The following is a 16,243-nucleotide window of genomic DNA, read 5'->3' on the forward strand; positions in this document are numbered from 1 at the left end:
CGCGCGGGTCAGCGTGTCAGTTCTGCGGACTTTCGGTGAGCCAGGCGTCGACCTCGGCGAACATCTCGCGCTTGCTGTCGTCCGGTGCGAATGATGCGCGGATCGAGTGCCGGGCGAGTTCGGCGAGTTCCTCGTCACTGAAGCCGTGCACCGTCCGAGCCGTCTCGTACTGCGCGGCGAGCCGGTTGTCGAACAGCAGTGGGTCGTCGGCCCCGAGCGCGATGGTCGCGCCCGCGTCGAACAATTGGCGAAGTGGCACGTCCTCGGGGCAGGAGTAGACGCCGAGGGCGAGGTTCGATCCCGGGCAGACCTCGAGTGCGATGTCGTTGTTGAGCACCCGCTCCAGCACCACGTCCGACTCCGCTGCCCGGACGCCGTGACCCAGCCGCTGCGGGCCGAGTGAGTCGATGGTCTCGCTGATCGCCTGCGGTCCGAGAAGCTCGCCCGAATGGGGTACGGACGCCAAGCCGCCGGCATGGGCGATGCGGAACGCCGGGGCGAAGTCCTCGGTGTTGCCGCGGCGCTCGTCGTTGGAAAGACCGAATGCCAGGACGTCGCCGGCGTGCTGCACGGCCAGGCGGGCAAGGGTCCGGGCGTCGTAGGGGTGCTTGATGCGGGACGCGGCCACCAGCACTCCGACGCCGATACCGAGATCGCTCGAGGCGGCCTTGGCCTCGTCGATCACGATCTCTAGCATCGGCGTGATGCCACCGACGAATCCGGCGTACGAGGTCGGGTCGACCTGGATCTCCAACCATTTCGAGCCCTCGGCAGCGTCGTCCTGCGCAGCCTCCCGGACGATGCGTCGCATGTCCTGCTCGTCGCGAACGCACGCGCGGGCGGCGTCGTACAGTCGCTGGAACCGGAACCAGCCGCGATCGTCCACCCCGGACAGCTGAGGCGGGTAGTCACGGGTGAGTGCGTTCGGTAGCCGCAGACCGTGCTTGTCGGCCATCTCGCGCACCGTCTCGATGCGCATCGAGCCGGTGAAATGCAGGTGCAGATGCGCCTTCGGCAACGTGAGCAGCGAGCGTCCGCGAGTGGTGTCGTCCGTCGTCGCATCCTTCGTTGCAGCCATGGCGGAACGCTAGTGGCCGAGCCGGGTTGGCTTCCGTAGCGGGGTCTGACGTAGACTCGTCCTTCGGTTGACTGTCAGCCACGCTCAGTCGTGTCCGCAGGCGGCCACCCGGTCAGGATTTCCAACATCCCGACCACAGGGCACTAGCTCAATTGGTAGAGCACCGGTCTCCAAAACCGGGGGTTGGGGGTTCGAGTCCCTCGTGCCCTGCGCATACGTGATCGATCAGGAGAGAGGCGACACCGTGGCCGACACGAGCACCGCGAGCGCTCGCGACACGGAGCAGTCCTCCAAGGGATTCTTCGGTCGGATTCTGCTGTACATCCGGCAGGTCATCGCCGAGATCCGCAAGGTGGTCCGTCCCACCCGCGACGAACTCACCCAGTACACCATCGTGGTACTGGCTTTCATCGTGTTCATCATGTTGTTCGTCCTCGGCCTCGACTGGGTCTTCAGCCGTGCCGTGTCGTTCGTCTTTGGCACCAGCTGACCCGCCGCGACGTCCGCACCGACGCAAACGAAAACGAATCAAGGAAGCAGGTCCATGACTGAGCAGCACAGCCCTGACGTCGACGCACAGGAGACGGCCGAGTCCGTCGAACTGCCCGACGCTGCCCAGGACGTGACCTCGCCGGCACCGGGTGCCGACGCCGACGACGACCTGCGCGTGGCCGATGCCGAGGACGAGGGCATGCCCGCGTACGCCGACGACGTCGACGGCGAGGGCACCCAGGTTGACGCAGAGGCCGAGGACGCTGCCGTCAAGGCTGACGATGTCGCGGATGCCGAGTCCGAGACTTCCGAGGACGAAGGCGCGGCCGAGGCTACGAAGCCGGCCGTCGACCCGCGCGAGGAGTACATGCGCGAACTGCGTTCGCAGTTCGGCGACTGGTACGTCATCCACTCGTACGCCGGATACGAGAAGAAGGTCAAGGCGAACCTGGAGAACCGCATTCAGAACCTGTCGATGGAGGACTACATCTTCCAGATCGAGGTTCCGATGGAAGACTTCACCGAGATCAAGAACGGCCAGAAGAAGATGGGCACCCGTGTCCGGATGCCCGGATACGTGCTGGTGCGTATGGACCTCACCGACGAGAGCTGGGGCGCGGTGCGCCACACCCCAGGTGTCACCGGGTTCGTCGGCAACGCGCACGCGCCGTCGCCGCTGAACCTCGACGAGGTCGTGACGATGCTGAACCCGACCTTCGAGGAGCCCGAGACCGAGGCCGCCGCAGGTCAGAAGACCGGTGGTGCTGCGAAGAAGGCTGCCACGCCGGCCGAGGTCGACTTCAACGTCGGAGAGTCCGTCACCGTCATGGAAGGTCCCTTCGAGACGCTTCCGGCGACGATCTCCGAAATCAACACCGACACCCAGAAGCTCAAGGTGTTGGTCTCCATCTTCGGCCGCGAAACGCCGGTCGAGCTGGGCTTCAACCAGGTCGCCAAGATCTGAGTCGTCGCTCAACCCCTTGCCCGGGCCTCGGGTGAGGACATGCAACCGGGTCATCGCCCACGGCGTAGGCCCACACTGAAAAGAAAGAGGAAGCTACATGCCTCCCAAGAAGAAGGTCTCCGGCTTCATCAAGCTGCAGATCCAGGCCGGTGCGGCCACCCCGGCTCCGCCCGTCGGCCCGGCCCTCGGTCAGCACGGCGTCAACATCATGGAGTTCGTCAAGGCCTACAACGCCGCGACCGAATCCCAGCGTGGCAACGTCATCCCGGTCGAGATCACGGTCTACGAAGACCGCTCGTTCACCTTCATCACCAAGACCCCGCCCGCCGCTGAGCTGATCAAGAAGGCTGCCGGCGTCGCCAAGGGTTCGGGTGAGCCGCACAAGACCAAGGTCGCCAAGCTGTCCAAGGACCAGGTGCGCGCCATCGCCGAGCAGAAGATGCAGGACCTCAACGCCAACGACATCGACATGGCGTCGCGCATCATCGCCGGCACCGCCCGTTCGATGGGTATCGACGTCGAGTCCTGATCGACCAGCAATAACGTTGTGCAGCAACGGGGCTGACGCGATTTCGCGTCAGCCCCGTTCATGCGCGACAATGGACAGGTTGCCTACTGGCAACAGGTGGTTGGGCCGGCGCTGGTCCGCAGAACCACAACTCCCACATCATTCACGAGGAGCACTCATGAAGCGCAGCAAGAACTACCGCGCGTCCGCGGAGAAGATCGGCGAAGGCTCGGTCTACGCGCCGCTGCAGGCCGTCCGTCTGGCCAAGGACTCGGCGAACACCAAGTACGACTCGACCGTCGAGGTCGCGTTCCGCCTCGGTGTCGACCCGCGCAAGGCCGACCAGATGGTCCGCGGCACCGTCAACCTGCCGCACGGCACCGGTAAGACCGCCCGCGTGCTGGTCTTCGCCAACGGTGACAAGGCGGCCGCTGCTGAGGCTGCAGGCGCCGACTTCGTCGGTTCCGACGACCTCATCGAGAAGGTCGCCGGCGGTTGGACCGACTTCGACGCCGTCGTCGCCACCCCCGACCTGATGGGCAAGGTCGGTCGTCTCGGTAAGGTCCTCGGCCCGCGTGGTCTGATGCCGAACCCGAAGACCGGCACCGTCACCATGGACACCGCGAAGGCTGTCAGCGACATCAAGGGCGGAAAGATCGAGTTCCGCGTCGACAAGCACAGCAACCTGCACTTCATCATCGGCAAGGCATCCTTCGACGAGAAGTCGCTCGTCGAGAACTACGCCGCCGCGCTGGAGGAGATCCTGCGTCTGAAGCCGGCCTCGTCGAAGGGTCGCTACATCACCAAGGCGACCATGTCGACGACGATGGGCCCCGGTATCCCGCTGGACTTCACCAAGACCCGCAACCTCACCTCCGAGGAAGCCACCTCCGAAGAGGCCTGAGCCTGATTCGATCGCTCGACGGCCGTCCACCCGCAGGGTGGGCGGCCGTTTCGTTGTGCGGGGTGTGCTGGACATATGACTGAACTGGTGGTGCTGGATAGCGGCTGGTATCTGACGTGGTCGGTGCCACCCGAACCGAGCCGGGCGAGTTCTTCCGCGTCGACATCACGATGGAGCACGCCGGTGACGGCCCGTGGAAGGACGCCGCGCGGATCACCGCGGACGGGGCGGACGTGGGAGTCCCACCTCACGCTCACCACGTACGCCATCGGTGGCGGAGCGACGGTGCTCAGCTTTCGAGGGTTGCCAGCAGCCGCTGCAGGCTGGACGCGAGTTGGGTGCGTTCGCGAGCCGGGAGTGCTGCAAGTAGTGCGCGTTCCTGGCGGAGAAGGTCCTCGAAAGCTGCGTCGACGACTTGGCGGCCACGTTCGGTCAGCCGCACCAGGACACCGCGGCGGTCGTTCGGTGCGGGGCGTCGTTCGACGTAACCGCGCCCGGCGAGCCGGTCGACCCGGTTGGTCATCGTGCCGCTGGTGACCAGTGTTTGCTGGCCGAGGGCGCCGGGGGAGAGTTCGTAGGGTTCCCCCACTCGGCGCAGCGCCGACAACACGTCGAACTCCCACGCTTCCAGCTGGTGAGTGCTGAAAGCAGACGATCGAGCCTGATCGAGGCGGCGTGCCAGGCGCGTGACGCGGGACAGTACAAGAAGCGGGTCGACGTCCAGATCCGGACGCTCGCGACGCCAGGCGTCGACGATGACATCGACCTCGTCGGTGCGCTGGTTGCCCATGGTGCCACCATACTTGATGTAAAGTATCTTGATATCAAGATATTCGATCTGCGAGGGGAAGCCGATGCGCTGGGACGCTGTGCAGTACGAGAAGTTCGATGATCACCGCACTCGCCCGTTCGTCGATCTGTTGAGTCGGATCCCGCTCGCTGACCCGGGTTCCATCGTCGACCTCGGCTGCGGGAACGGGCTGGCCACATTGTCGATGCTCGAACGCTGGCCGGACGCAAGGATCATCGGGATCGACTCCAGTTCGGAAATGCTCGAGCAGGCGCGGGCGCATGACGGCGACGATCGAGTGTCGTGGCTGAATGCCGATGTTGTGCAATGGGATCCGGCTGATGTGTCTGTCGATCTGATCGTCACCAACGCCACGCTCCAGTGGGTGCCGGATCATGCATCTTTGATCGAGCGTTGGCTTGACGCTGCGTCGCAGGGAGCGGTGTTCGCGATGCAGGTGCCCGGGAACTTTGCCGCTGACTCGCATCGGATCATCCGGGAGGTCGTCTCGTCGCATTCACGAGCGCAGGAGCTGACGCCGCTCCTGCGGCACGACCCGGTCCTCGAACCCGAGGAGTATGCGGATCTGCTCTCGACGCGCTGTGGTCACGTGGACGCGTGGGAGACCACCTACCTGCAGATCTTGGATCCCGCTGGAACGCAGGAGAATCCGGTGCTCGAGTGGGTGAAGGGCACGGCGCTGCGTCCGATCCTCGACGCGCTTCGACCCGACGAGGTCGACCCGTTCCTCGCGAGCCTGGGTAACGAGTTGGCAGTCGCCTACCCGCGTCGCCCGTACGGTGTGCTGTTCCCTTTCCGACGCATCTTCGCGGTCGGCGCGAAAGGCGGTACACGATGACCGTTCTAGGCCTTCATCACGTACAGATCGCTTGCCCCGCAGGGGCGGAGGATCGTCTGCGCGCGTTCTACGGCACCGTGCTGGGTCTGCCCGAGATCCCCAAGCCCCCGGTGCTCGCTGCGCGCGGGGGAGTGTGGTTCCAGGTGGGACCACAGGAGTTGCATTGCGGCGTCGAGGACGGCTTCATTCCCGCGCGCAAAGCGCACCCGTGCTTCCTGGTCGACGACCTGGACGCGGTTGCCGCCCGGATCGAAGAGGTCGGCGGCCCAGTGCGGCCGGACACGAACGTCCCGAACGTTCGCCGTTTTCACACCGACGATCCGTGCGGCAATCGGATCGAGATTCAGCAGGTCTGACCTCGTCGGATACCCTGGACGCCGCGCCCGCTCGGGCGCATTCCCCGGTTGCTCTGCTGGCAGGGGCCGCCTGACTTTGAATCAGGATTAGCGACGAAGGTTCGATTCCTTCCCGGGGAGCGCGCGCAGCCAGCGCCGTACACGCCTCACGAGCCCCGCGAGCAAGGCTCGCGAACTGTACAAGTCGCGAGCAATGCACGCGCCGTCTGCGAGATGTGCACGCCTACCCGTGGAGTAGTCCTACTTCGCCGAGCTCGGCACCACGACGGAAGATCCCGACGACGGCCAGCAGCTGAATCCGGCCGGCGGGGTGAACTTGCCCGACTCCAGCAGGTCGAAGCACTTGCTCACCAACACGTTCGGGTCCTTGCTCACCGAGTCGGCGAGCGTCTTGTTCGCCTGAGCCTGTTGCTTGCTGGTCTGCACCGACTGCGCCGCGATGCGCGTCTGAGCCACCTGCGAGAGCAGCGCGTTGACCTTCGACTGGGTATTGGCATCGAAGTGCATCACCGGGATGATCACCGACAACACCTCCACTTGGTCGCCGATCGTGCCACTCATCTCCTTCTGCACCTGCTGCGACAACGCTGCGAGTGCCGGAGCCTGCGAGACGCCGTTCTCGTCGACGGCCAGCGGGTCGTAGGAGTCCATCGCGGTGTTCAGCGCCGAACGCAACTCGCGCACGATGAGCGAGCCGCGAATGTTGCCGAAGTCGCGGTAGTCCTTGAACAACGCCTCCGTCGCCTGCTGCTTGATCCGCCAACGGATCGACACGTCGACGCACGCGGTCGCCTGGTGCGCAATGCGCACCTGCACGCAGGTCGAACCCTTGTCGGACTGTTCGTAGCTGTCGGTCTGGATCGCCGCGTCGATATCAGTGACCTTGTGCCAGGGCGCCTTGAGGTGCAGGCCGTTCGGCAACACGTTGACGGGTTTGCCGAAGCTGGTGACAACGCCGTACTCCTTGGTCGGCACCTGCACCAGGCACGACGAACCTGCCACCAGGAGAGTCAGCAATCCGCACACCGTGCTCGCCGCGAAAGCCATCCGGCTACGGCTGCGGAGCATTGCGCGTTCGCTGGGCGACTGGTGCTTGATCGGCAGGCGCTTTCGCCGTTCGCCGGCGGCGCGCGGATCATCATCCGAACCGTCGACCTCATCGGACGCCGATTTCGCTCGCCGACGCAAGCTCAGCCCGACCGCGAGCGCGATGACGGTCAGCAGCGCGAACAGGACGATGAAGATGGTGCTGCCCATCGAAGCCCCCTTGGTGTGTGGATCTCAGCTGAATCCTGCCTCACGGCCGAGGCAGATCAGTGCTCGCGTGCGGACGAAGGTGGCTGCGCTAGGTCGGGGGGCGGGGATGGGGTGCGAATCCCGCTGCGCGAGAAGCTGATCGGGTGACGCACCTGGCGCGGGTGGTCAGGACCGAGATGGACGGTGGGGTTGAGGCCCAGTTGCTCAGCGAGCTCGATCGCGGAGCCGATGTCGCCGACCTCGCCGGCCGGCACCCCGGCAGCCGTCAGACGCCTTACCCAACCGGATGCAGTGTCGCCTGCGAGTCCGGCTTCAAGTTCGGCAACCAGCTCAGCCCGGTGCGCTACCCGGGCGGGGTTGCTCGCAAACCGCGGATCGGTCGCCAGCTCCGGTCGGCCGATCTGCGCCGCCAACCGCGCGAACTGTCCGTCGTTCCCGCACGCAATCGCGATCGAACCGTCCGTGCACCGCAGCGATTCGTACGGTGCGATCGAGGGGTGGGCGTTGCCCATGCGGCCGGGTGAGCGGCCGGTCGTCAGGTAGGAGGACGTTTGGTTCACCAGCGAGCCGAGCAGGCTGGTCAGCAGACTGACCTCCACGAGTTGGCCCCGCCCGCTACGGTGGCGCTCCTGAAGCGCGGCGAGCACTGCGATCACCGCGTCCTTGCCGGTGAGCACGTCGACGAGTGCGACACCGACCTTCGTCGGTTCTCCGTCAGCCGCACCGGTGATGCTCATCAACCCGCCCACGGCCTGCACCAGAAAGTCGTAGCCCGCCATGCGAGCGCCTGCGCCCGAACCGAATCCGGTGATCGAGCAGTAGATCAAACCTGGGTTTTCGGCAGCCAACTGCTCGTACCCGAGACCGAGTCGATCCATCGTCCCGGTCGTGAAATTTTCCACCACAACGTCTGCTTCAAGAGCGAGTTGCCGTGCGATCTCCAGATGAGAGGGGTTCTTCAGATCGAGCGCGACGCTCCGCTTGCTGCGATTGACGCTCTCGAAATACGCCGAACCACGTGGCGTCCACGGCGGCCCCCACTGGCGCGTGTCGTCGCCCGTGCCCGGACGCTCTATCTTCACCACCTCGGCGCCCAGGTCGGCGAGCATCATCGTGGCCAGCGGTCCAGCAAGCACCCGGCTGAAGTCGGTGACCTTGATGCCCTCGAGCGGTGGGGTGGCGTCGAGCGCGGTCGTCGGCCTGGGGGAATCGTCCAACTCACTCATGCTGTCCTCCACGCGTTCGGTCTCGGAGTGTCAGCCTGCCGCGGCCATGCCGGTCGACGCGAACCGGCGGAGGGTGGCCGAAGTGCCACCCGGACGGGTGCCTCCCCCGGCCGACGCGGCCTGCGCCGCGCCAATAGGCTCGCGAGCGACCGGACGCGTGAGCCGGGCAAGTAGTGGCAGGTGGTGGCAGGTGGTGGCAATGAACTCGAAATCTTCCGGGCGCGCGCTCGACCAAGATCCGCCCGATGACCGAAGCGGCGGCGAGCACCGCATCCCACCGGCGCTCGCGGTCGTGCTCGCGGCTGTCGCTTACGCCACCTTGCCCAGTGAAATCCGCTTCGGGCCGCGCCTGGTCGTGCCCGGCCTCGAACTGCTGCTGCTCATGGCGCTGCTTTGGACCAATCCGTTGCGGATGAACCGGCACACCCGCTTGTCCAGAGCCGTCTCGGTGGTCCTTGCCTGCCTGATCATCGCCGCGAATTTGACCGGCCTCGGTCTGCTGCTCGCTACGCTGCCCGACGAAAAGGCGTCCGGCACTGCCCTGCTCATCGGCGGCATGCAGGTGTGGTTGACCGGCGTCATCGGCTTCGCCCTTTTGTACTGGGAACTCGACCGCGGTGGGCCGGTAGCGAGACGGCGGGTGACGCGCGAGGAACTCCCGCCCGCCGACTGGCGCTTCTCTCAGGACGAGAACCGGGAGACGGTCGCTGAAGTGCGCGCCTCGTCGAGCGAGACCGCAGGTTGGATGCCTACCTTCGTCGACTACGCCTACATGTCCCTCACCAACTCCAGCGCATTCAGCCCGACCGACACGATGCCGTTGTCGGCGCGGGCGAAATGTCTGATGGGTCTGCAGGCATCGGCTGCGTTGTTCACCAGCCTGCTGGTCGTGGCCCGGGCCGTCGGATCACTCGGCGGCGGGGGCGGCTGAGCGGGGTCACCGTCTGCCTCGGGGAGGTAGCGCGACCGCGTCGTCCCGGTGGTGCAGCAGACCTGGCCCGACGCGGTCATCGCCGACCAGGACGAGATCAAGGGCACCGGCCGCGCCGCCGAGTGCGCGCTGGAGGAGTTGCCCGCCGACCTGGACGGCACCGTGATCGTCACCTACGGCGACACCCCGCTGCTGACCACCCAGACCCTGCTGCACCTTGAACGACGCCCTCGACCAGGTGCGCGAGGTCCGTGCCGCGCTCGACCACCGGCAGGCTGAAGCGACCGCGCTACGCGTGTCGAACCCGCTCACTGAACGCACCGCCCGAGACGTGACCGTCGCGACCCTCGCCGCGCTCACGCCCGACGATGACCCGTTCGGGCTCGCGCCCGTTCGTGCCGAGCAAGGCCGCATCGTGCATGACCTCGACCCGGCATCGCTCGGCCTGTCGACGTGCTCGTATCCCGACCCCGCCACGGGTCGACCCTGAGCCGCTGACCGGGCGCGCCGTCTCCTCCCGGTGCGCGGCCGGTCATCCAACCGAAGGAACCACCCATGACCGACCCGACCGCAGCCGCTGAACTCGCAGCGTTGCCGTACTACGTCCGAGCGCACGTCCAGATAATGCGCGGGTGCTTCGTGTGGACGGGTGCCATGACCGGGCCCGACGCGTCGCAGCCCCGCGCATGGGATCCCGAGCTTCGCCGGCTCGTGACCGTCTCGCGCCACGTCTTCGAAATCACCCGGGGCCGACCCGTCGACCGCGCCCGTGTCGTCCTCCGACGTTGCGGCAACCCGCGATGCGTCCGACCTCGGCACCTCGTGACCGCTTGACGTGGCGAGCACCGGGCACCGATCATCGTCGGTCGTGCGTTGGCCGGACGGTGGCCGTCGTGACCGCATCGACGCTGACCGAGTCGCAGCAACACGCCGCCGAGATGCTTGCCGTTGGTGGCGACCCGGGATCCGTTGCCGTCGCCGTGGGCGTGTCCGCGCGGACGCCGCGACGGTGGCGGGCCATGCCCGAGTTCGCCGAAGCGATCGGAACCGCTGCCGCTGACACGTTCGCCGAAGCCCGAACGGCCGTGCTCGGTGCCGCCGTTGCCGCAGCGACAACCGCCCGCGCGCAATCGAACTGATCCTGGCGACGAGAACCCACCCGGTGGCCAGGCTCAGGGTCAGCGAGACCGACCTGCTCCCGCGGCACGGAATGCGTGGTGTTCCGGCGGTGGTCCACGGTCCGGTCGCCGACGGCGGCTGGCGAATCGGTCCGCCGGGTGCTCACCTGGCGGCGTCGACCGTCCGGACGGCATGCTGTCGGTGGGGCTCAGTAGCCCTGGTCGCCGACTGCCAGCTGAGATGCGCATCTCGAAATGTGAGCGTAATGGCCTCCTCGACGCACGCGCGTCTGTATGAATACCACTGGCATACAACAGTATTCGACTGATCAGGTAAGCCTTCGTGATGTCGGCCACTGCGGCATCGACCTAAAACAACGACTTGGAGTAGTAGTTGGTTTGTCAACTACTATCGAACGTAGGAACATGGTGATCAGCCCCGAGAACAACCCGGGATCACTTTGAAGAAGGAAACTCCCATGCGCAGCGCGCTCGATCGTCTCGTCTCCTGGTTCGGCTTCGCCCTTGCCGCCGTCCTGCTCGTCGCTGGTGCCCTGCTGGCCTACGGCTCCTGGTTCATCAACAACAACGTGGAGGAGCAGCTGAGCCAGCAGAACATCACCATGCCGGCGAAGGACCGCCTCGAGACCCCCGAGCAGAAGGCCGCCCTGGAGAAGTTCGCCGGTCAGAAGATGACCACCGGCGACCAGGCCAAGGCTTTCGCCGACCAGTACATCCTCGTCCACATGAACACTCAATCGAACAACAAGACCTACGAAGAGGTCAGCGGCGAGTACATGAAGGCCAACAAGTCGGCCCCGAACGCCGAAGAGACCAAGAAGCTCGGCGAACTGCGCCAGTCGCTGTTCATGGGCAACACCCTGCGCGGCATGCTGCTGAACGCCTACGCCTTCGGCACCATGGCCAAGGTCGCCCTGTGGGCCGCGATCGGCGCCTTCCTCGGAGCGCTCGTGTTCCTGGTGCTGGCCCTGATGGGTCTGCGTCACGCCAAGCGCGTCGCGCGTCCGGCCACCGCCTGATCAGCAGGACGCCGAACGGTCCGGCCCCCACTCGGGGGCCGGACCGTTACTCATTGTTCGAGGATGCCTCGTCCGTCTCTTCGCCTGATGCAGTGCGGTCCGTGCTTGCGTAGTCTCGCGGACCTTCGTGCGGCTCGTGTCCCGAGTCGGCTGCTGACGGGGTACCTTCCTCGGTTCCCGGAGTCTGGTCGGCGCCGGCGTCCGGCACCGCCATCGAGGTCTCCGAGATCTGGCCATCGTTGTCGCTGGACACCATGTCTGCTCCTGTTCGTCGGTCGGTCCAGCCAACTACATCGACCGGCACAGATGTGCTCGCGCAGACACTCCGATCGCTGCCTGGCTGCAGAAATCGAAGAAGTCCTTGCACGAACGACCGGGATGCCGACTCCACTCGCTGCGTGATCGGGCATGACCCGACCGACCGAGCGCGAACGAACGGCAGGTGACGGAGCGGTAGCATCGGCCTCGGAACGACACCACCCTCCCGACCGCATTCAGGAGTCTCCGCGTGCGCGCACCCCTTGCAGCCGTCATTGTCATGTCCGCCGGTGACGGCACTCGGATGAAGTCGAACATCAACAAGGCTCTGCACCGCATCGGTGGACGCACCCTCGTCGGTCACGCGGTGAGCGCGGCTTCCGGTGCGGGCGCCGAGCACGTCGCCGTCGTGGTCCGGGCTCAGGGCGAGAAGGTCGCCGCCGCAGCTCGTGAGGCTCTGCCCGAGATCGTGGTCGCGTTCCAGGACGACATCTACGGCACGGGGCGCGCAGCCGAGTGTGGTCTGCTGGCGCTCCCGGAACACCTGCACGGCACCGTCATCGTGACCACCGGTGACACCCCGTTGCTCGAGGCCGGCACGCTCCGCCGCCTGGCCGACACCCACGCCGACAACGACGCCGCCGTCACCGTGATCTCCGGAATCCTCAGCGACGCAACGGGATACGGGCGAATCGTGCGCGATGAGTCCGGCGACGTCGTCGCGATCGTCGAGCACAAGCAGTGCACCCCGGAGCAGTTGGAGATCCGTGAGTTCAACTCGGGCATCTTCGCCTTCGACGCCGATCTGCTGCGAGAGGCGCTCGCGAGCCTCGGGATCAACGAAGCCGCGGGGGAGAAGTACCTGACCGACGTCGTCGAGTTCGCCGTCTCCCGGGGGCGGCGCGTGATCGCCGACGTGCTGACCGACCTCGTCCAGGCCGAAGGCGTCAACGACAAGGCCCAGCTGGCCAAGCTCGGCCGCGAACTCAACCGCCGCCTGCTCGACAAGCTGATGCGCGAGTCGGGTGCGATCGTGGTCGATCCCGAGTCCACCTGGATCGACGCGGACGTCACCGTCGGACGCGACACCGTGATTCACCCCGGCTGTCAGTTGCAGGGCGCCACCACCGTCGGCGAGAACTGCGAGATCGGTCCGGACACCACGCTCAAGGACGCCGAGGTCGGTGACGGCGCCAGCGTCGTCCGTGCGCATGTCGACCTCGCGGTGATCGGCGCGGACGCCACCGTCGGTCCGTACTCCTACCTGCGTCCGGGCACCGAACTGGGCACCGGCGGCAAGATCGGCGGGTTCGTGGAGACCAAGAACGCCAAGATCGGTGACGGCGCCAAGGTGCCGCACCTGACCTACTGCGGCGACGCGACGATCGGTGAGGGCGCCAACATCGGGGCGGGCACGATCTTCGCCAACTACGACGGAGTGGCCAAGCACCACACGAACGTCGGGGCGCACAGCTTCGTCGGATCCGACTCGGTGCTGATCGCGCCGGTCACCATCGGCGACGGTGCGTACGTCGGTGCCGGTTCAGCGGTCGAGAAGGACGTCGAGCCCGGACAGATCGCGGTGGCCCGCGGGCGCCAACGCAACATCGACGGTTGGGTGGAGCGCCGCCGTGCCGGAACCAAGACGGACGAGGCTGCCAGGGCCGCCCGTGCACGCAGCACCAGTGAAGGGAACTGAACACATGAGCGGAATGAAGGCCACCACCGAGAAGAACCTGATGGTCTTCTCCGGCCGTGCTCACCCCGCGCTGGCGCAGGCGGTCGCCGACTCGCTCGGCACGACGCTCGTGCCGACCGAGGCGCGCGACTTCGCCAACTCCGAGACCTACGTGCGATTCGACGAATCGGTCCGTGGCTGCGACGCGTTCGTCATCCAATCGCACACCGCACCGATCAACCACAACATCATGGAGCAGCTGATCATGGTGGACGCGCTCAAGCGCGCCTCCGCCAAGCGCATCACCGTGATCACGCCGTTCTACGGCTACGCCCGCCAGGACAAGAAGTCCCGGGGTCGTGAGCCGATCAGTGCGCGTCTGATGGCCGACATGTTCAAGGTCGCCGGAGCGCACCGCCTCATGGCGGTCGACCTGCACACCGACCAGATCCAGGGCTTCTTCGACGGTCCGGTCGACCATCTGCAGGCGCTGCCGATCCTCACCGATTACGTCGGCAAGAAGTACGAGGGCGAGGATCTCGCGGTCGTCTCCCCGGACGCCGGCCGCATCAAGGTCGCCGAACAGTGGAGCAAGCGTCTCAACGGGGCGCCGCTGGCGTTCATCCACAAGACGCGCGACGTCACGCGTCCGAACCAGAGTGTCGCCAACCGGGTGATCGGAAATGTCGAGGGCCGCACCTGCGTGCTGGTCGACGACATGATCGACTCCGGCGGCACCATCTGCAACGCGGCCGAGGCTCTCATGAACGACGGGGCGGCCGGCGTGATCATCGCGGCTACGCACGCGATCTTCTCCGGTCCCGCGGTGGAGCGACTGCGGGACTCGGTGGCCCGCGAGGTCGTCGTCACCGACACCCTGCCGATCACCCCGGAGAAGCAGTTCGACAAGCTCACCGCGCTGTCGATCGCGCCGCTGCTGTCCGAGGCGATCCACCAGGTGTTCGAGGACGGCTCGGTCACCTCGATGTTCGACGGACTCGGCTGACCGATCGTATTTGGGCGTATTTGGCGGGTGCGGGCCGCGCCCGTAGGATGGTCGGCGTTGCCTCGGCGAGGGACGTCGCGTGCGTATGCAGGCGGTCCGTGATCGACGCGGTGGAATCAGCTCCATCGAGCAGTGCTCGACGTCGAGCCTTCTACCCGTAGCGTCACGGAACCCACCTGTGTCCCGCGCGAGCTTCCCGTGCCGAGGGGACGACCCTCATCCCGACTCCCGCTAAGGAACAGATCATGGCCAAGGAAATCAGCCTCCGCCTCGAGGCGAAGGACCGTACCGAGTTCGGCAAGGGCGCGGCTCGCCGCATCCGTCGCGCCGACCAGATCCCGGCCGTTATCTACGGCCACGGCGCCGACCCCGTGCACATCACCCTTCCGGGCCACGCCACGATGCTCGCGCTGAAGAACCCGAACGCCGTTCTGACCATCGTGATGCCGAACGGTGAGGAGCAGCTCGCTCTCGCCAAGGACGTCCAGCGTGAGGTGCTGCGTCCGTTCATCGAGCACATCGATCTGGTCACCGTCCGCAGGGGCGAGAAGGTCACCATCGACGTCCCCGTGCACGTCGAGGGCGAGGCTGCTGTCGAGACCAACGTCATCGTCGAGAACAGCGTCCTGTCTGTCGAGGCAGACGCGCTGGCCATCCCGGAGTCGTTCACCGTCTCCGTCGAGGGTCTCGAGGCCGGCTCGCAGATCCTGGCCAAGGACGTCGAGCTCGGTTCGGGCGTCACCCTGATCGCCGACGAGGAACTGCTCGTCGTCAACGTCACTCAGCAGGTCTCCGCCGAAGCGCTGGAAGCCGAGCTTGCCGAGGCCGAGGCCGAGGCCGGCATCGAGCACGAGGAGTCCGACGAGGAGGCCGCCGAGGACGAGTCCACCGCGGGCGAGGGCGACGGCGAAGAGAAGTCCGAGGGCGAGGGCGACAAGGGCGAGGACGCCTGACCTTCACCTCAGTGGCTGCGGCCCGGGTATCCACTGGATGCCCGGGCCGCAGTGCATTTCGGGCGCACGTTCGGCGCTCCCCACCCACCCGGCATACTGACTGCCCGTGGAACCTTGGCTCATCATCGGACTCGGCAACCCCGGCCCCGGATACGCCGGCAACCGGCACAACGTCGGCGTCATGGTGATCGAGGAGATCGCTCGACGCACCGGTTCCACCCTCAAGGCGCACAAGGCGCAGGCCCTCGGTGCGTCCGTGCGTCTCCCGCAGCCCTCCGGTGCTCCCGGTGGTCCGGCCGCGATCATCGCCCGTCCGACGACGTACATGAACGTGTCCGGCGGCCCGGTGAAGTCACTGATGAACTTCTTCAAGGTGCCGGTCGAGAAGCTGATCGTGATCCACGACGAACTGGACATCGACTTCGCCGACGTGCGCCTGAAGAAGGGTGGCGGTGAAGGCGGGCACAACGGATTGCGTTCGATATCAAGCGCATTGGGCACCAAGGACTACCTGCGGGTGCGCGTCGGTATCGGCCGACCGCCCGGACGACAGGATGTCGCCGGCTTCGTGCTGAAAGATTTCAACGCCACCGAGAAGAAGGAACTGCCCTTCCTCATCGACGATGCAGCGGACGCCACACAGACCTTGGTCGACCTCGGGCTCGCCGACGCGCAGAACAAGGTCCACGCACGCTGAGCCGGCCGTTCCGGGCTGTCTGTTCACCCGGCTGACAGGCGTAGAATGGGAGCTCAACCCCTGGTCATTTCCTGATCCGGGGCGTTCTGTGTTGTCTGCCCGAAGGGTCCCCACGCTGTGAGTGCGCT

The 16,243-nt window shown here is 66.2% G+C and carries 19 protein-coding genes, 2 tRNA genes and 1 pseudogene; 18 read left to right on the forward strand and 4 right to left on the reverse strand.

All coding sequences use genetic code 11. From position 1 onward, the window contains the following. Nucleotides 1-16 precede the first annotated feature (16 nt). Entirely contained in the window at nt 17-1,078 is a 1,062-nt protein-coding gene (locus tag MF407_RS02365; RefSeq protein WP_239701142.1) for an adenosine deaminase, read from the reverse strand. A 137-nt stretch (nt 1,079-1,215) separates the two neighbouring features. Between MF407_RS02365 and MF407_RS02370 the strand changes: the two genes are divergently transcribed. The 5 genes from MF407_RS02370 (at nt 1,216) to rplA (ending at nt 3,946) form a co-directional block, all read left to right on the forward strand. After that, nucleotides 1,216-1,288 (forward strand) — tRNA-Trp (locus MF407_RS02370). A gap of 34 nt (nt 1,289-1,322) precedes the next feature. Further along, nucleotides 1,323-1,568, forward strand: a complete 246-nt coding sequence (gene secE, locus MF407_RS02375; RefSeq protein ID WP_168990127.1) for a preprotein translocase subunit SecE — start codon at nt 1,323-1,325, stop codon at nt 1,566-1,568. Nucleotides 1,569-1,622: 54 nt separating this feature from the next. Next, on the forward strand, nt 1,623-2,534 hold the full coding sequence (gene nusG, locus MF407_RS02380) for a transcription termination/antitermination protein NusG (protein ID WP_168990126.1): 912 nt from the start codon (nt 1,623-1,625) through the stop codon (nt 2,532-2,534). Nucleotides 2,535-2,631: 97 nt separating this feature from the next. Further along, nucleotides 2,632-3,063: a 50S ribosomal protein L11 gene (rplK, locus tag MF407_RS02385; RefSeq protein ID WP_129624539.1), complete on the forward strand. Its 432-nt coding sequence runs from the start codon at nt 2,632-2,634 to the stop codon at nt 3,061-3,063. Nucleotides 3,064-3,220: 157 nt separating this feature from the next. Beyond that, entirely contained in the window at nt 3,221-3,946 is a 726-nt protein-coding gene (gene rplA / locus MF407_RS02390) for a 50S ribosomal protein L1 (protein ID WP_129624538.1), read from the forward strand. 289 nt (nt 3,947-4,235) lie between these two features. On the opposite strand, the gene MF407_RS02395 is transcribed toward rplA, so the two are convergent. Next, a complete protein-coding gene (locus MF407_RS02395) occupies nt 4,236-4,736 on the reverse strand; it encodes a MarR family transcriptional regulator (RefSeq protein ID WP_129624537.1) in 501 nt (166 codons plus the stop codon). A 64-nt stretch (nt 4,737-4,800) separates the two neighbouring features. Between MF407_RS02395 and MF407_RS02400 the strand changes: the two genes are divergently transcribed. The 3 genes from MF407_RS02400 to MF407_RS02410 all read left to right on the forward strand — a co-directional run bounded on the left by MF407_RS02400 (nt 4,801) and on the right by MF407_RS02410 (nt 6,071). Next, nucleotides 4,801-5,595, forward strand: a complete 795-nt coding sequence (locus MF407_RS02400) for a methyltransferase domain-containing protein (RefSeq protein ID WP_239701143.1) — start codon at nt 4,801-4,803, stop codon at nt 5,593-5,595. Then, nucleotides 5,592-5,951: a VOC family protein gene (locus MF407_RS02405; RefSeq protein WP_239701144.1), complete on the forward strand. Its 360-nt coding sequence runs from the start codon at nt 5,592-5,594 to the stop codon at nt 5,949-5,951. Before MF407_RS02400 ends, MF407_RS02405 begins: the two co-directional genes overlap by 4 nt. A 41-nt stretch (nt 5,952-5,992) precedes the next feature. Next, nucleotides 5,993-6,071: transfer RNA gene (locus MF407_RS02410), tRNA-Gln, on the forward strand. A gap of 120 nt (nt 6,072-6,191) precedes the next feature. Here the strand turns inward: MF407_RS02410 and MF407_RS02415 are convergent. Beyond that, the gene (locus MF407_RS02415; RefSeq protein ID WP_239701145.1) at nt 6,192-7,208 is read right to left on the reverse strand and encodes an SPFH domain-containing protein; all 1,017 of its coding nucleotides are present in this window, start codon (nt 7,206-7,208) and stop codon (nt 6,192-6,194) included. Between the two features lie 56 nt (nt 7,209-7,264). Next, complete coding sequence (locus MF407_RS02420) at nt 7,265-8,434, reverse strand: CoA transferase (protein ID WP_239701146.1); 1,170 nt, start codon at nt 8,432-8,434, stop codon at nt 7,265-7,267. A 199-nt stretch (nt 8,435-8,633) separates the two neighbouring features. On the opposite strand from MF407_RS02420, the gene MF407_RS02425 reads away from it, so the two are divergent. From MF407_RS02425 to pth, 10 genes and pseudogenes are all read left to right on the forward strand, one after another. Then, nucleotides 8,634-9,365, forward strand: a complete 732-nt coding sequence (locus MF407_RS02425) for a hypothetical protein (RefSeq protein ID WP_239701147.1) — start codon at nt 8,634-8,636, stop codon at nt 9,363-9,365. Between the two features lie 33 nt (nt 9,366-9,398). Next, nucleotides 9,399-9,575, forward strand: a pseudogene (gene glmU, locus MF407_RS02430) (bifunctional UDP-N-acetylglucosamine diphosphorylase/glucosamine-1-phosphate N-acetyltransferase GlmU); the annotation flags it as partial. A gap of 7 nt (nt 9,576-9,582) precedes the next feature. Next, entirely contained in the window at nt 9,583-9,855 is a 273-nt protein-coding gene (locus MF407_RS02435; protein WP_239701148.1) for a hypothetical protein, read from the forward strand. Nucleotides 9,856-9,920: 65 nt separating this feature from the next. Beyond that, the gene (locus MF407_RS02440) at nt 9,921-10,199 is read left to right on the forward strand and encodes a hypothetical protein (protein WP_239701149.1); all 279 of its coding nucleotides are present in this window, start codon (nt 9,921-9,923) and stop codon (nt 10,197-10,199) included. A gap of 59 nt (nt 10,200-10,258) precedes the next feature. Next, nucleotides 10,259-10,504 carry a hypothetical protein gene (locus MF407_RS02445; protein ID WP_239701150.1) on the forward strand — a complete coding sequence of 82 codons (246 nt, stop codon included), beginning with the start codon at nt 10,259-10,261 and terminating at the stop codon, nt 10,502-10,504. A gap of 458 nt (nt 10,505-10,962) precedes the next feature. After that, nucleotides 10,963-11,523: a hypothetical protein gene (locus MF407_RS02450; protein WP_239701152.1), complete on the forward strand. Its 561-nt coding sequence runs from the start codon at nt 10,963-10,965 to the stop codon at nt 11,521-11,523. A 508-nt stretch (nt 11,524-12,031) separates the two neighbouring features. Next, nucleotides 12,032-13,480 carry a bifunctional UDP-N-acetylglucosamine diphosphorylase/glucosamine-1-phosphate N-acetyltransferase GlmU gene (gene glmU, locus MF407_RS02455; RefSeq protein WP_345770818.1) on the forward strand — a complete coding sequence of 483 codons (1,449 nt, stop codon included), beginning with the start codon at nt 12,032-12,034 and terminating at the stop codon, nt 13,478-13,480. A gap of 4 nt (nt 13,481-13,484) precedes the next feature. Further along, entirely contained in the window at nt 13,485-14,465 is a 981-nt protein-coding gene (locus MF407_RS02460) for a ribose-phosphate diphosphokinase (RefSeq protein ID WP_129624528.1), read from the forward strand. Between the two features lie 245 nt (nt 14,466-14,710). Beyond that, nucleotides 14,711-15,418: a 50S ribosomal protein L25/general stress protein Ctc gene (locus tag MF407_RS02465; protein ID WP_129624527.1), complete on the forward strand. Its 708-nt coding sequence runs from the start codon at nt 14,711-14,713 to the stop codon at nt 15,416-15,418. A gap of 100 nt (nt 15,419-15,518) precedes the next feature. Further along, nucleotides 15,519-16,115 carry an aminoacyl-tRNA hydrolase gene (pth, locus tag MF407_RS02470; RefSeq protein ID WP_239702839.1) on the forward strand — a complete coding sequence of 199 codons (597 nt, stop codon included), beginning with the start codon at nt 15,519-15,521 and terminating at the stop codon, nt 16,113-16,115. The last annotated feature ends 128 nt before the right edge of the window (nt 16,116-16,243 follow it).

It is taken from the genome of Yimella sp. NH-Cas1 (genome assembly GCF_022359705.1).
Taxonomy (GTDB): Bacteria; Actinomycetota; Actinomycetes; order Actinomycetales; family Dermatophilaceae; genus Yimella; species Yimella lutea.